The organism is Actinomadura rayongensis (assembly GCF_009831215.1).
Lineage (GTDB): Bacteria > Actinomycetota > Actinomycetes > Streptosporangiales > Streptosporangiaceae > Spirillospora > Spirillospora rayongensis.
The window spans coordinates 430,710-445,516 of the sequence record NZ_WUTW01000002.1 but is presented as its reverse complement, the minus strand read 5'-3'; the positions used below and the strand labels follow the sequence as shown (position 1 = coordinate 445,516).

13 protein-coding genes are annotated in these 14,807 nt (G+C 73.9%); 12 read left to right on the top strand and 1 reads right to left on the bottom strand.

The window, feature by feature from the left end; genetic code table 11:
* Positions 1-233: 233 nt before the first annotated feature.
* The 4 genes from GQ466_RS30705 to GQ466_RS11400 all read left to right on the top strand — a co-directional run bounded on the left by GQ466_RS30705 (position 234) and on the right by GQ466_RS11400 (position 6,397).
* A complete protein-coding gene (locus GQ466_RS30705) occupies positions 234-1,190 on the top strand; it encodes a hypothetical protein (protein ID WP_202420387.1) in 957 nt (318 codons plus the stop codon).
* A 201-nt stretch (positions 1,191-1,391) separates the two neighbouring features.
* Positions 1,392-1,658, top strand: a complete 267-nt coding sequence (locus GQ466_RS11410) for a WhiB family transcriptional regulator (RefSeq protein ID WP_019629142.1) — start codon at positions 1,392-1,394, stop codon at positions 1,656-1,658.
* 132 nt (positions 1,659-1,790) lie between these two features.
* Complete coding sequence (locus GQ466_RS11405) at positions 1,791-4,892, top strand: glycosyltransferase family 2 protein (RefSeq protein WP_161102845.1); 3,102 nt, start codon at positions 1,791-1,793, stop codon at positions 4,890-4,892.
* A complete protein-coding gene (locus GQ466_RS11400; RefSeq protein ID WP_161102844.1) occupies positions 4,889-6,397 on the top strand; it encodes a DUF5719 family protein in 1,509 nt (502 codons plus the stop codon). Before GQ466_RS11405 ends, GQ466_RS11400 begins: the two co-directional genes overlap by 4 nt.
* 4 nt (positions 6,398-6,401) lie before the next feature.
* Here GQ466_RS11400 and GQ466_RS11395 read toward each other — a convergent pair whose 3' ends face one another.
* Positions 6,402-6,815, bottom strand: a complete 414-nt coding sequence (locus GQ466_RS11395) for a metallopeptidase family protein (protein ID WP_161103837.1) — start codon at positions 6,813-6,815, stop codon at positions 6,402-6,404.
* A 200-nt stretch (positions 6,816-7,015) separates the two neighbouring features.
* Between GQ466_RS11395 and GQ466_RS32285 the strand changes: the two genes are divergently transcribed.
* From GQ466_RS32285 to GQ466_RS11355, 8 genes are all read left to right on the top strand, one after another.
* On the top strand, positions 7,016-7,396 hold the full coding sequence (locus GQ466_RS32285; protein ID WP_161102843.1) for a DUF3499 family protein: 381 nt from the start codon (positions 7,016-7,018) through the stop codon (positions 7,394-7,396).
* Positions 7,397-7,456: 60 nt separating this feature from the next.
* Entirely contained in the window at positions 7,457-8,806 is a 1,350-nt protein-coding gene (locus tag GQ466_RS11385) for a phosphomannomutase/phosphoglucomutase (protein ID WP_161102842.1), read from the top strand.
* The gene (locus GQ466_RS11380; protein WP_161102841.1) at positions 8,803-8,985 is read left to right on the top strand and encodes a Trm112 family protein; all 183 of its coding nucleotides are present in this window, start codon (positions 8,803-8,805) and stop codon (positions 8,983-8,985) included. The genes GQ466_RS11385 and GQ466_RS11380 overlap by 4 nt, the downstream gene beginning before the upstream one ends.
* Complete coding sequence (locus GQ466_RS11375) at positions 8,982-10,121, top strand: SIS domain-containing protein (protein WP_161102840.1); 1,140 nt, start codon at positions 8,982-8,984, stop codon at positions 10,119-10,121. The genes GQ466_RS11380 and GQ466_RS11375 overlap by 4 nt, the downstream gene beginning before the upstream one ends.
* On the top strand, positions 10,118-11,053 hold the full coding sequence (locus GQ466_RS11370; protein WP_161102839.1) for a cation diffusion facilitator family transporter: 936 nt from the start codon (positions 10,118-10,120) through the stop codon (positions 11,051-11,053). The genes GQ466_RS11375 and GQ466_RS11370 overlap by 4 nt, the downstream gene beginning before the upstream one ends.
* Before the next feature lie 105 nt (positions 11,054-11,158).
* Positions 11,159-11,413, top strand: a complete 255-nt coding sequence (locus GQ466_RS11365; RefSeq protein WP_161102838.1) for a hypothetical protein — start codon at positions 11,159-11,161, stop codon at positions 11,411-11,413.
* Positions 11,414-12,542: 1,129 nt separating this feature from the next.
* Positions 12,543-14,057 (top strand): histidine kinase, encoded by a 1,515-nt coding sequence (locus tag GQ466_RS32715; protein ID WP_161102837.1) that lies wholly within the window; start codon positions 12,543-12,545, stop codon positions 14,055-14,057.
* A 21-nt stretch (positions 14,058-14,078) separates the two neighbouring features.
* Positions 14,079-14,759, top strand: coding sequence for a response regulator (locus GQ466_RS11355; protein ID WP_161102836.1), 681 nt, complete (start codon positions 14,079-14,081; stop codon positions 14,757-14,759).
* The last annotated feature ends 48 nt before the right edge of the window (positions 14,760-14,807 follow it).

Here is a 14,807-nt window from a genome sequence, read left to right as displayed (position 1 = left end):
AGCCTAGGCCGCCCGGGGACGCATGCGGCGTGGCGGCCCGCTTTGGACGGTCCTGGCCGAACGCAGGCGGAATGAGACGCGGGCGGGCGCGATGTGCAAAGCTTTGCGCTGTCATCCGATTGCCGTCGTCCGTGCTCTGTGCTTGCGCGGTGGGCGGGAATCGCGACGTCGGGCACAATGATGCGCCCGTCCTCGGGGCGGGTCAGAGGACCGCAACGTCTGGAGAAATCGTCGTGAACAAGGAAGCCGTCCAGCGCCTGCGCGAGCCGGCGGCCTGGGTACTGCTCGCCGCCGCGGGACTGCAGCTGCTCGCGGGACTCATCAGCCTCGTGATCGCCTCGTCGTCGTCGGAGTTCGCGAAGAGCTCGTTCTCCATCCGCGCGTTCACCGAGACCCAGAACGGGATCTTCACCCAGGTCGCGACGGTGGCGCTGCTCGTCGTCGCGGTGCTGCTGGTGACGCACACCTCGGCCGAGCCGACGCCGCAGGCCCGGACGGTCGTGCTCGGCTCCCTGATCGTCATCGGCGGGCTCGCGCTGTTCGGCGTCGTCGCCTGGCTCGCGGGCATGTTCGCCGACCTCGGCGACGGGACGAGCGGCTCGGTGAAGCTGGAGGCGTTCCTCTACGGTGCCTCTAAGCTCGCGGTGATCGGCGTTTCCGGATGGTTCGTGTTCACCGTCTTCCAGGGTCTGCCCGCGCGGCCCAAGGCCCCGGCGGGACAGGTGCCGCCCGGCTACGACCAGTACGGCCAGCAGCAGCAGTACCAGCAGTACGGTCAGCAGCAGTACGGCCAGCAGCAGGGGTACGACCAGTACGGCCAGCAGCAGGGCTACGCGCAGCAGGGCTACGACCAGTACGGCCAGCAGGCTCAGCAGGGCCAGCAGCAGGGCTATGGCCAGCAGGGGTACGAGCAGCAGCAGGGCTACGAGCAGCAGCCGCAGCAGCAGGGCTACGAGCAGTACCAGCAGTACCAGCAGCAGCAGTACGGCCAGCAGCAGCCGCAGGAGGGCCAGCAGCAGGCCGCGCAGCAGGCCGAGGACGAGGCCGCGGGCGAGTGGACGCGGGCCTACGGCGGCGAGCAGGGCCAGCAGCCGCAGCAGGGCTACGGCCAGCAGTACGGCCAGCAGCCGCAGCAAGGTCAGGAACAGCAGGGCTCTGATTGGTACCGGGACAACCGACCGCCCCAGTGACGTATGGCTTAACTGATCCCCTGTCAAAGCAGGCGGCTCCTTAGCCCAAAAGACCCTGTTCGTCCCTTCACAAACACGTTCCGCTTGACGGACCAGGTGTTACACACGTGTAATTTCGTGGGTGTAGTTCTATGCCTTCTCGGGGGAACGGAGCGCAGGGAAGGCATCGACCAGGGGGCTCCACGGGTTGGGAGGTGCGCTGTGAGCGAGGTGGTCATCCCGCTGGCGCACGGCACAGACGACGGCGAAGAGCTGGGCTGGCAGGAGCGCGCGCTGTGCGCGCAGACGGATCCGGAGGCGTTTTTTCCGGAGAAGGGCGGCTCGACGCGCGAAGCCAAGAAGGTGTGCCGCGCATGCGAGGTCCGGGCCGAGTGCCTGGAGTACGCGTTGCAGCATGATGAGCGTTTCGGTATTTGGGGCGGGCTCTCCGAGCGGGAGCGCCGCAAGCTGAAGCGCCAGGCCGTCTGACGGGCGGCCGGGATAAGGACGACGGCGGCGGCCGTCGCGTGCCACGGGGGGAACCGAGGGCGCGCGACGGCCGCCGCGGCGTACAGTGACCCGCGTCCCCGGCCGTCCTAGTCACCCGAGCGAGCGGATCCGTTGTCGCCCACTGTCGACCGCCATGTCGTCACCGCCGTCCTCGTCGTCCACGACGGGGCGCGCTGGCTGCCGGTGACGCTGAAGGCGCTGCTGACCCAGTCCCGTCCGGTGCAGCGACTCGTCGTGGCCAACAGCGGGAGCACGGACACGGGCGCGGCGGTGGCCGCCGAGGTGGTCGGCGGGCTGCTGGAGCTGCCGCGCACAACCGGGTACGGAGCGGCGGTAGCGGCGGCGCTGGCGCATCCGGCGGCGTCGGCGGACGTTTCCGATCCCGATCCCGGCGCTGGCCCGCGCACCGAGTGGGTGTGGCTGCTGCACGACGACTCCGCGCCCGCCCCGGACGCGCTGGCCCGTCTGCTGCGCGCCGCCGACGGCCACCAGGGCGCGACGGTGCTCGGCCCGAAGGTCCGGGCGTGGGACGACCACCGCGTCCTGCTGGAGATGGGCGTCACGCTGGACGGCGCCGGACGCCGCGAGACCGGCCTGGACCGCCGCGAGATCGACCAAGGACAGCACGACGGCGTCCACGACGTCCACGCGGTGGGCAGCGCGGGCATGCTCGTCCGCCGCGACGTCTGGGACCGGCTCGGCGGCTTCGACCCCGACTTCGGACTGTTCCGCGAGGACGTGGACTTCTGCTGGCGCGCTCACGCCGCAGGGCAGCGGGTTCTGGTCGTGGGCGACGCGGTCGTCCACCATGCCGAGGCGTCCCGGCGCGGGCTGCGCGAGATCGGCGCGACCGAGCAGCCGCGCCGCCTCGACCGCCGCAACGCCCTCTACACGCTGCTCGGCAACGTGCCGCCGCGAGTCCTACCGTGCGTGCTAGCGCGCAATGTGATGGCCTCGCTGCTGCGGGCGCTGCGCCTCTTCGTCGTGAAGCAGCCGGACGCGGCGCGCGACGAGCTGGCCGCGCTCGCCGACGTGCTGCGGGACCCGGCGAAGCTGCGGCGGGTGCGAGCGGCGCGCGCGGACGGCCGGACACGCGTCTACCGGACCGTCCGGCGCTTCCAGCCCCGCGCGGTCGCGTTGCGCCGCACGGCCGACGCCGTGTCGTACCGGCTGGCCGCGCGCGAGGCGGCGCGGCGCGCAGCGGCCGAACGGCGAGCGGCCGAGGGCGGTCCGCCGCCGCTGGTCCGGCTGCTGGCCCGGCCGCAGATCCTGCTGGCGGCGGCGCTCGTCGCGGTGACGCTGGCCGCCGAGCGCGGCCTGCCCGCCGCCGGAGACGCCCTCGGCGGCGGTGCGCTTGTCCCCGCGTGGGGCGGCGCGTCCGACCTGTGGGACCAGTACCTGTCGAGCTGGCATCCGGTCGCGCTCGGCTCGGACGCGGGCGCCCCGCCTTACATCGGAGTGCTCGCCGTGCTGGCGACGCTCGCGTTCGGCAAGCCGTGGATTCCCGTCGCGATCCTGCTGCTGGGCAGCGTGCCGCTCGCGGGGCTCACCGCCTACCGGGCGTCCGCGCTGCTGATGCCGCGTCCGCGCGAACGGGCGGGCCGCCGCGCCAAGGGACGGCGGAACATCCCGTTCGAGGCCGAGCGGATGTGGTTCGCCGCGACCTACGCGCTGCTGCCCACGGCCACCGGCGCCATCGCGGGCGGACGGCTCGGGACCGCCGTCGTGCTCGTCCTGCTGCCGCTGCTCGCGGTACGGGTCGCGCGGGCCATCGGGCTGCCGCGCCATCTCGCGACCGGCGACCGGCGGGCGCGGGCCCGCTCGGCGTGGGGCGCGGCGCTGCTGCTGACGGTCGCGACGGCGTTCGTCCCGTTGGTGTGGCCGCTCGCGCTGATCACCGGGCTGCTCGGACGGGCGCTGCTGGACGGTCGGCGCGGCGCCCCGTCCGGCCGAACGCTCGCCGCCGTCCTCGCGACGCCCCCGCTGCTCCTGCTGCCGTGGACGCTCGGCCTGCTCGCGCATCCGTCGCGGTTCCTGCTGGAGGCGGGCATCACGTCCGGATCGGCGTCGCCGACGCCCGCCGGGCTGGTCGCGCTCGACCCGGGCGGCCCCGGGACGCCCGCGTTCTGGGTGACCGCCGGGGTGCTGCTCGCGGCGCTCGTCGCGCTTCCGATGCGCGCCCGTCGGACGGCCGTCCTCGCGGGCTGGCTGCTGGCGATCTTCGGGTTGCTGGTCGCGATCTTGACCGCCGCCGCGTCCGCCACCGCCTGGCCGGGCGTCGCCGTGCTTTTCGCCGCAACGGGCGTGCTGCTGGCCGCCGCGACGGCGGTGGGACGCGCCGTGGACGCCCTCGCCGGCACCCATCCGCCGTATCGCGCGGGCGGCGCCGTCGTCGTGCTCGCCGCCTTGACCACGCCGGTGCTGGCGGCAGTCCTGTGGATCGCGCACGGCGCGGGCGGGCCGCTCGGCCGCGTGGACACCGGGCTCGTGCCCGAGTTCCTGGCCGGGTCCCGCACGCTCGTCCTGCACACCGGCGCGGACGGACGGGTCGACTACACGCTCGTCCGCGACGGCGCCCGTCCCCGGATCGGGGAGGGCGAGACGCCGCCGCCGGCCCGCGCCCGCCACGTGCTGGACGGCGCGGTCGCCGCGCTCGCCGGGGCGCGGCCGGGGGACGACGGGGCGGTGCTGACCCGGATGGGCGTCCAGTACGTGCTGGTGCTCGATCCGGGTAAGGACGCGCACACGCCCGTCCTGGACGCCGCGCCCGAACTGGCCCGCTACAGCCGCAACGCCGACTTCGCAGTGTGGAAGGTGCCTACGCCGACCGGCCGGGTGCTGCTGATCAGCGGCGCCGCTCAGACGCCGCTGAGGGTGGGCGCGGACGGCGCCGTCCGTGTCCCGCCCGGCACCGGCCCGCGCACCCTGCTGCTCGCCGAGCCCGCCGACGGAGGCTGGACCGCGTCCCTCGCCGGCCGCGACCTGCCGCGCCGAACTGTGGACGGCTGGGCGCAGGGATTCGCGGTGCCGCCGACCGGCGGACGGGTCGAGCTGGAGCGCGGTGAGACGCTCCGGCACCTGTGGGCGGCCGTGCAGGGCGTCGCCGTCGTCGTGCTGCTGATCCTGGCGTCGCCGGGCGCGGCTTCCGACGGGTTCGCGCCCGCGCGCCGCCGTGCGGTCCGTCCCGAGCCTGTCAAAGAGCCGGCCGTATGAGCAGCCAGCACCGCAGGCACCGGAAGCGGCGGCGGCCCGCCCCGCGGTTCACCGCACTGCGCTCCCTGCGGCCCACCGCGCGGCCCGCGGCCCGGTCGGTCCCGCGGCCCGCTGTGCGTCTCGCCGTTCCGCAGAACCGGTACGCGATCACGCTGCTCGTGCCCGTCGCTCTCGCCGCCCTGTACGGGACGGCCGCGCTCGCGCTCCCCGGCGGCTCGCCGGACCGTCCGCACGGCACGTCCGCGCCCGTCACGGCCGCACTCGCCGTCTGCCCGGGCGGAAAGGGCGCGCGGATCGGCGTCCAGACGCGGCCGGGCAGCCCCTCGGGAGGGAAGCAGGCAGGGGCGAGCACGGTGAACGTCACCGCGCTGGGCGGCGCGGCGCTGGCACAGTTCACCGGCGGGCTGTGGACGGGCGACGCCCCGGACGGCCCCGTCGTCGTCCGCGCGGACGGCCCCCTGGCGGCCGGGCTCACCGCGGAGCAGACCGGCGACACCGGTGACGGCGACGACCGGGGTCTCACGGCCGTCCGCTGCGCCGTCCCGGGCACCGACCAGTGGTTCACCGGCCCCGGACCGGCCTCCGCCGACCGTGTCGAGGTCGTCCTCGCCAACGCCGAGGCGCAGCCCGCCGCCGTCGATCTCACCGCGCTCTCCGGCGACGGCCCGCTCGACACGACCGAGGGCCGGGGGATCCAGGTGGATCCGGGGACGTCGCGCGTCGTGCGGCTCGGCACGTCCCCCGACGGGCTCGGCGACATCGTCGGCGTCGCGCACGACCTCGCGCTGCGCGTCCACGCCACGACGGGACGGGTCGCCGCGTTCGTCCGCGTCCGCACCGCGCCGGGCAAGGGCGTGGACTGGCTTCCGACCGCGGCCGAGCCCGCCGCGTCGGCGTTCGTGCCCGGCGTGCCGGGCGGACGGGGCGCGCGGCGGCTGCTGATCGTCGTCCCGGGCGACGCCGACGCCAAGGTGGGCGTGCGCGTGCTCACCGGCGACGGCGCCTTCACCCCGGCCGGGCAGGACGCCGTGGACGCCCCCGCCCGCACCGTCACGGCCGTGGACCTCCCGATGAACGGCAAGGCGGGAGCGGTGGTGGTGACGGCGGACCGTCCCGTCCTCACAGGGTTCACGGCCGAGCGCGGCGTGGACACGGCCTACGGTGCGGCGGGCACGCCGCTCGGCCCGGACGGCGGTCTCGCGGCCGGGGACGGGAACACCTGGTGGCTCGCGCTCGCCGCTCCCGGCAAAGCGGCGAAGGTGCGGCTGAGCGGACGCGCCGACACCGTGGTCACCGTCCCGGCCGGACGCGTGGTGGAGACCCGCGTCGCGCCCGCCGCCGGGCTGCTCGTCCGCCCCGAGAGCGGCGGCCCGGTCTACGCCACGCGGATGATCAGTGCCGGGCCGAACGACGAGCTGCGGTTCTCGGTGCTGCCCGTCGTTCCGCAGGTCCTCACGACGCCGCTGCCGCCCGTCCGGGAATCGGTGCGCGTCCTGTTGCGGTGAAAAGTCAGTCGTCGGGGGAGTCGTAGCTCGGGTCCACCGACTCCGGCGACAGGCCGAGCAGGTCCGCGACCTCCTCGACCAGCAGGTCCCGGACGAGCCGCCCGGTCTCCCGGTCGCCGTCCGCGCGGGCCTCCACGGGCCGCCGGTAGACCACGATGCGCACGCCGCCGTCGGCGTCCGCCTCGGTCAGGCCGAGCGGAACGGGGCCGTCCGACGCCGGGTCCACGTCGGGGACGTCCTCGACGACGAAGTCCACCCGGGCCAGCTCCCGCCCCCAGCGGCGGCCGAGCCTACGCACCTCGTCGGCGACCAGGTCCTCGAAGCGTTCGGCGCGAGTGCGCGACACAGGCGCCCGCGGCGGGGTCAGCGGGCCGCGCAGACCTCGTCCGCGCCGGTCGCGGCGCCGGACGCCTGCCACACGGGATCGCACGTCCCCAGCTTACCGCCCGTCCCCGTGATCGAACCCTGCATCGGCGGTCAGGTGACCGTCCCCACCGGGTGACGCAGCGTGCCGCACGGCAGCGGGATTGTGATCGTTACCGGGAAATTGACCGGTAACGGCGACACGTTCCGCGGGGTGGTGGCGGAGTCGGCGGCGGCGGGGTACGGTCGGCCATCGTGAGCCCCGTCCGCATCTGCTCCCGCACCGCCTGCAAGGCGCCCGCAGTGTTCACGCTCACGTACGTCTACCGAGACTCGACGGCCGTCCTCGGGCCGCTGGCCGCGTACGCCGAGCCGCACTGCTACGACCTCTGCGCGGAGCACTCCGAACGGCTCACCGCCCCCATGGGATGGGAACTGGTGCGTCTCCCCGTCGAGACCGAGGCCGAGCCGAGCGCCGACGACCTGGAGGCCCTCGCCGACGCCGTCCGCGAGGCCGCCCGCCCCGCCCCCGGATCCGGTCAGGAGCCCGTCGGCCAGGGCACCGAGGTGGGCCGCCGCGGCCACCTGCGCGTCCTGCGCTCCGAGCCCGCCGGAACCCAGCCCGGCCAGGAGTAGCCCGCCCCGCCCCCCGATAGGCTCATGGCCTCCGCAGGCGGTGACAGAACGGGAGCAGGAGTGGGCGACCTCGCCAAGATCTTCAAGGCGTACGACATCCGCGGCGTGGTGCCCGCCGAGCTGGACGAGGCCACGGCCGAGGCGGTCGGCGCGGCGTTCGTCGCGGTCACCGGGGCGTCGGCGGTCGTCACAGCCCACGACATGCGGCCTTCGTCCGTTCCGCTGGCCGAGGCGTTCGCGCGCGGCGCGACCGGGCAGGGCGCGGACGTCGTCGCCGCCGGACTCGGCTCCACCGACCTGCTCTACTACGCCAGCGGCGTCCTGGACCTGCCCGGCGTCATGTTCACCGCAAGCCACAACCCCGCCCGCTACAACGGCATGAAACTGTGCCGCGCGGGCGCCCGTCCGATCGGGCGCGACACCGGGCTCAGCGAGATCCGCGACCTGGTCGAGCGCGGCGTGCCGCCGTTCGCCGGGACGCCCGGGACGGTCGAGGCGCGTGACCTGCTCTCCGGTTACGCCGACCACCTCACGTCGCTGGTGGACCTTTCGGGCATCCGGCGGCTCAAGGTCGCCGTGGACGCGGGCAACGGGATGGCCGGGCACACCGTCCCGTCCGTCTTCGCCGGGCTGCCGCTTGACGTCGTCCCGCTCTACTTCGAGCTGGACGGCACGTTCCCCAACCACGAGGCCAACCCGATCGAGCCGGAGAACCTGCGTGACTTGCAGGCCGCCGTCCGCGCGAGCGGCGCCGACCTCGGGCTCGCGTTCGACGGCGACGCCGACCGCTGCTTCGTCGTGGACGAGCGCGGTGAGATCGTCTCGCCGTCCACGATCACGGCGCTGGTCGCGGCGCGGGAGCTGGCCAAGCACCCGGGGGCGCCGATCGTCCACAACCTGATCACATCGCGGGCCGTCCCGGAGATCATCGCCGAACACGGCGGCACGCCCGTCCGGACCCGCGTCGGCCACTCGTTCATCAAGCAGACGATGGCCGAGAGCGGTGCGGTCTTCGGCGGCGAGCACTCCGCGCACTTCTACTTCCGCGACTTCTGGTTCGCCGACTCGGGGATGCTCGCGGCGCTGCACGTCCTCGCTGCGCTCGGCGAGCAGGACGCGCCGCTGTCCGATCTGCTCGCCGAGTACACCCGCTACGCCGCGTCCGGTGAGATCAACAGCGAGGTCGCCGACCAGACCGCCGCCGCGGAGCAGGTGCGGGCGGCGTTCGCGGCGCGGCCCGGCGTTACGATCGACGAACTGGACGGATTGACGGTCATCGCCCGCGACTGGTGGTTCAACCTGCGGCCGTCCAACACCGAACCGCTGCTGCGCCTCAACGCGGAGGCCGCCGACGAGCCGACGATGGCTGCGCTCCGCGACGAGGTCCTGGCCATCGTGAGGGAGAAGTGACCGTGAAGCTGGACGCGTGGCTGCTGGAGGTCCTGGCCTGCCCGAACTGCGGGGGCCGGCTCGACGCCGACGAGGCCGCCGCCGAGCTGGTCTGCACGGGTCCCTGCCACTACGCCTACCCCGTCTTGGACGACATCCCGGTCCTGCTGGTGGACGAGGCGCGGACCCCCGCCCCGTGAACGTCGCGGTCGACACCGGGCGGCTGGACGATCCCGCCCGCATCGAGGCCGCCGACCCCCAGGGCATGCTGCGCCAGGTCGCGTCGTCGGCCGCCCAGATCCGCTCCGGGCTGCGCGCCGCGCTGGAGTCGGGCGCCGCGGACGTCCTCGCCCGTGACGGACGGCCTCGCGCGCTCGTCGTGACCGGCATGGGCGGCTCGGGGATCTCCGGGGACGTCCTGGCGGCCGTATGCGGGGCCGGCTGCGCGATCCCGGTCGTCACCGTGCGCGGTTACCGACTGCCCGGCTGGGTCGGCGCGGCGGACCTTGTCGTCGCCGTGTCCTGTTCCGGCGGCACCGAGGAGACCCTGTCGGTCGCCGCCGAGGCGGCGCGGCGGGGCTGCCGGCTGCTGTTCGTCGGCGGCGCGGACTCGCCCCTCGCCGACCTCGCCGCGGGGACCCGGTCGCCGTTCGTGCCCGTCCGGTCGGAGGGACAGCCACGTTCGTCGCTGTGGGCGCTGACGACGCCGCTGCTGGTCGCGGCGCGCGCCCTCGGGCTCGCGGACGCCCCGGACGGCCTGCTGGAGACCGTCGCCGGACGGCTCGAAGACATCGCGCACCGGTGCCGCCCGGCCAGCGAGACGTTCGTGAACCCCGCCAAGGAACTCGCCGCCGAGCTGCTCGGCAGCATGCCGATGGTGTGGGGCTCGTCCGATCTCGCCGCGACCGCCGCGTACCGGTTCTGCTGCCAGCTCAACGAGAACGCCAAGTACCCGGGCGTCGCGGGAAGCCTGCCGGAGGCCGACCACAATCAGGTCGTCGCGTTCGACGGGTTCTTCGCCGGCGGGGCGTCCGACCCCGACGACTTCTTCCGCGACCGCGCGGACGACACCGAGCACGGGCTGCACCTGGTCGTCATGCGCGACACCGACGAGCATCCGCAGGTCGCCAAGCGGCGCGCGGTGTCGGCGGAACTCGCGGCGGCGCGCGGCATACCGGTCACCGAGCTGCGCGCCGAGGGCGACCACCCGCTGGAACGGATCGCCACTTTGATCGCGCTCGCCGACTACGTCACGGTTTACTTGGCTATCGCACTGGGCGTCGACCCGACGCCGGTCGCGACCATCCAGGAACTGAAGACGAGGATCGCAGAATGAGTGCTGAGGGCGGGACGAAGGCCATCATCGCGGCGCTGGCCGCCAATCTGGGCATCGCCGCGTCCAAGCTGGTGGCGTTCGTGTTCACGGGGTCGTCGTCCATGCTGGCCGAGTCGATCCACTCGCTCGCCGACTCCGGCAACCAGGGACTGCTGATCCTCGGCCGCAAGCGCTCCGAACGGGACCGGACGCCCGAGCACCCGTTCGGCTACGGCCGCGAGCGCTTCTTCTACGCGTTCGTCGTCGCGGTCGTCCTGTTCACCGTCGGTGCGGCGTTCTCGCTCTACGAGGGCGTCGAGAAGGTGCTGCACCCGCACCACGTCGAGTCCCCGGCGTGGGCGTTCGCGGTGCTGATCGCCGCCATCGCGATGGAGAGCTTCTCGTTCCGGACGGCGATCAAGGAGTCCAACGCGCTGCGCGCCGACAAGTCCTGGGTGCAGTTCATCCGCCGGGCGAAGGCGCCGGAACTGCCGGTCGTCCTGCTGGAGGACGCGGCGGCGCTCATCGGGCTCGTCCTCGCCCTGTTCGGCGTGACGATGGCGGTCGTCACCGGTGACGGCGTCTGGGACGGCATCGGAACCATCGCGATCGGCCTGCTGCTCGCCTGCGTCGCGACCGTCCTCGCGATCGAGACCAAGAGTCTCCTGATCGGCGAGGGCGCCGACCCGGACCAGGAGAAGCGGATCGTCGCGGCCCTGGAGTCGGCCGAGGAGGTCGACCACGTGATCCACCTGCGCACCGAGTACATCGGTCCGGAGGAACTGCTGATCGCGGCCAAGATCGCCGTCCACCACGACGACACGGCCGCCCAGGTCGCCCGCGGCATCGACGCCGCCGAGGCCCGCGTCCGCGCGGAACTTCCCGAGGCACGCCTGATCTACCTGGAGCCCGCCCTGGCGGACAAAAAGGACGAGGCTCCCACCACTCACTAAAACGTCTGGCTTCCCCCTCCAGTGGGTAAGGTCAAAGTGTCCGGCACCGGCGTTGCTCCCGCCTCCAGACCGCACCGCCGCACCGGCCCACCCCAGGGGGAAGCCATGTCGTCCAGCCAGCACCACCTACCCGACCCCACCCGCCACTCGGACGCGCCCACCGCCCGCCGGGGCCGCGGCATGCCCCTCCTGGTCGCCGCCACGACCGTCATCGCTTTCCTGATCTTCTGGCTGACGACGACTCTGCTCGTGGCCCTCATCCTCGGCGCCCTCACGCTGACAGCGGGGATCGTCCTGCTCGGCCTGATGTTCGGCGCCCCTTGGCACCGCGCCGCATCCTCCCTATGGCGCAACCGCTGACCCGACGTCCAAGGCAACGTTGCGAGGCCGCGCGCTGAGAACCACGGCGCGCTGACGTCCCCATCGCTCCAGGCAGACGCGAGCGCTCCCGCGCACGACCGTTACGTGCCGCGCTGTGCGGTGGGGCCAGCAGTCCGTTGCGCGGCCCGCCGCGCTTTCAGGACCGCGCCAGGCACGCTGGCAGGGTTGCCTGGTGCTGCTGCTGCTGCTGCTGCTGCTGGTGCTGCTGCTGGTGCGCCGCCGCGTGCGATCGCGCTTGCGTATACGCGTTCACGGACACGCGCGCCAGCACGCATGCGGTTGCGGGTGACGGTGCGAGGCAGCCGGTCGGACCCGCCGCGTGATGCGCGTGCTGCACTGCGCGTGGTGGCGCGATGCGCGTGCTGCGCGGCGTGGTGGTGTGGTGACGCGTGCTGTGCGGCGCGTAGTGGCGCGGTGCGGCGCGGCGGTGACGCGTGCTGCGCTGCGCGTGGTGGCGTGGTGGCGTGGTGGCGTGGCGACGCGGTGCGCGGCGGCGCGGCGGGTGGTGATGTGGTGCGTGGGCTGCGCCTGCGCTGTGCGTGGCGGGTGTGGGCGCCTTGCGTTGGGCGGCGTCCGCGATCGAGGGCGGGGAGGGCGCCTCGCCGACCGGTTTTCGGTGGCCCCAGCCCAGGCGTCTCCGTGGGCGGCCGACGAGGGCGCCTTCCCCGGCGCCCGCCCGAACCCCTGAACCGGGCGGGCGCCGAGGTTCCAGGCCGTGCCTGGACGTCTCGCATGCGTGGACCTGGCACGCCGCCTGGCGGGCGGAGTGGAGGTCCCGCGGTTGTGGGCGGACTTCCGCTGGCGCGGTGGGTCCGTCCTGTCCCGGCCGGGGCTTCGGTCGCCGTCTGGTGGGCGGCGGGTTTCGGCCCTTGCGGGAGCTTGTGGCGGGCTCCGGTGGTTCGTGTGGAGCGCGGTGAGCGGGTTGGCGCCCCGGAGTCCCCCGCCGGGGCGCCGTTACCCGGTCACGTCAAGAACACTACGTTCCACGCACCCGGGCGGACGTCAGCCTGGAGGAGGGACTGGGGGTCGTCCTCCAGAGGGATGCCGTCCGGCCAGGTAAGCCTTGGCGGTGAGGTGAGAAGCGTGGCCGAGCGGTCACCATGAAGGGGTGACCGCTGACAACCGTCCCGCATCCGCGCCCGCCGAGGCGCCCACCGCTCTTGGACCTGCCGTCGCCCATCAGGCTTGGCGGCTGTCCGGCCGGATCGTCGCGGGCGTCGGCCAGTTGCTGCTGTGGATCCTGACCGGGATCGGGACATTGCTGCGTCCTGTGCGTCGACGTCTCGCGGATCGGCTCACGGGGAGTCGTCCACCGGTGCCGGGGGACGCGGGGACGCGGCGGGCCGTCTTCCCGCGCTGGGTCCACCTTTGGGAGGAGGTGACGGGGGCGTGGTACTTCGCGCCGCTGACCGGCCTGGCGCTGACCGTCGCCGCCCTCGCCGAGCTGGTTCCGCGCGCCGAGGCGCCGGTGAGCGTGGCCGGTGCGTTCGCCGTCGCGGCGACGTTGCCGCTGGTGTGGCGGCGCGAGTATCTGCGGCCCGTCGCGGCGGTGGCGTTGGGCGCTTCGGCGGCGTCGCTGTTGACCGGGCAGCCGGTGCTGGTGACCACGGCGTTCGCCGCGCTCTACACGTTGTACGCGCTGGGGCGGGAACTGCCGCGTCAATCCACGGGCGTCCTGGCTGCGGGCGCGGTCGTCACGGTCGCGGTGGTGTATCTCGCGACGGCGACGCTGGACGACGTCCCGTGGCCCGCGACGGTCCTCGCGGTGCTCGCCGCGATCGGGCTCGGTGACGCCCGCACCGCCGTGGAGAGCGCCGGACGCACCGAGGCCGCCGCTGCGGAGCGCACCAACGAGACCCTGACCCGGCTCAGCGTGGCGCAGCGCGAGCAGGCCGTCATGCGCGAGCGCGCCCGGATCGCCCGGGAGCTGCACGACGTCGTCGCGCACTCGGTCTCGATGATCGCCGTGCAGGCGGAGACGGCGCCGTACACGATGGACAACCTGTCCCCGGAGGCCCGCGCGGGCTACACCGAGATCGCCAAGACGGCGCGGGAGGCGCTGGTCGAAATGCGGCGGCTGCTCGGCGTCCTGCGCGCGGACGCCCGTCCCGAGCAGCCCGACTCCGCCCCGCAGCCCCGGCTGGACCGCCTGCCGGAGCTGATCGACCAGCATCGCGGCGCGGGCGGACGGGTCGACCTGCGCGTCCAGGGCGATCCGCGGACGCTGTCCACGACGGTCGAACTGTCGGCGTACCGGATCGTCCAGGAGGCGCTGACGAACGCCCGGCGGCACGCACCCGGCGCCGAGGTGAAAGTGGACCTCGTGTACTTGCCCGACCGGCTGGCCGTCCGGGTCCGGGACGACGGTGCGGGCAGGACGGCCGTCCTGCCGCAGGCCGGCGACCCGGCCGCCACGATGCTGGACGGCCCGGCGCGCACCCGCGTCCTCCCGGACCAGGGCGGCCACGGTCTGGTGGGCATGCGGGAACGTGCGACCATGCTGGGCGGACGGTTCTCCGCCGGACCCGCCGTGCAGGGGGGCTTTCAGGTGGAGGCCGAGCTTCCGCTGAACAGGGAGGAGAACCCCAGCCGTGAGCCCGAGGCACCGCCCGGCCGTCGCTGATTTCCCGGTGGGGACGCGCTGGTGATCAAGGTCCTGATCGTCGACGACCAGACCATCGTCCGCGCGGGCTTCGCGGCGCTGCTCGGCGCCCAGGACGACATCACGGTCGCGGGCGAGGGCGCCGACGGGCACGACGCGGTGCGGCTCGCCGAACTCCACCGGCCGGACGTGATCGTCATGGACATCCGGATGCCCGGCATGGACGGCATCGAGGCGACCCGCCGGATCCTGGCGCAGCCGTGGGCGGAGGGCGTGCGAATCCTCGTCCTGACGACCTTCGACGTGGACGAGTACGTCTACGAAGCCCTGGCCGTCGGCGCGAGCGGCTTCCTGCTCAAGGACGCGACGGCGGACGAGCTGGTCGCGGCCGTTCGCGTCGTGGCGCGCGGCGACGCGCTGCTGGCGCCGCAGGTGACGGGACGGCTCATCCGCGAGTTCACCAAGCAGCGCCGGACCCGTCCGCAGGCGCCGCCCGGGCTTGAGACGCTGACCGCGCGCGAGACCGAGGTGCTCGTCCTCATCGCGGGCGGCCTGTCGAACGCGGAGATCGCGCGACGGCTGGTGGTGAGCGAGCACACGGTGAAGACGCACGTGGCGCGGGTGTTCACCAAGCTCGGCCTGCGGGACCGAGCGCAGGCGGTGATGCTGGCGTACGAGTCGGGCGTGGTCGTCCCCGGCGGCGGCGCACCCGATTCGTCCTGACCCCTCGCCTTTCACCGACCCCGGGGTGCTCAGCGGCAGCCCCGTTTC

Bases quoted from the DNA above. Each gene is read 5' to 3' on its own strand.
- GQ466_RS11400 (WP_161102844.1), top strand. From the start codon at position 4,889: ATGAGCAGCCAGCACCGCAGGCACCGGAAGCGGCGGCGGCCCGCCCCG.
- GQ466_RS11370 (WP_161102839.1), top strand. From the start codon at position 10,118: ATGAGTGCTGAGGGCGGGACGAAGGCCATCATCGCGGCGCTGGCCGCC.
- GQ466_RS11365 (WP_161102838.1), top strand. From the start codon at position 11,159: ATGTCGTCCAGCCAGCACCACCTACCCGACCCCACCCGCCACTCGGAC.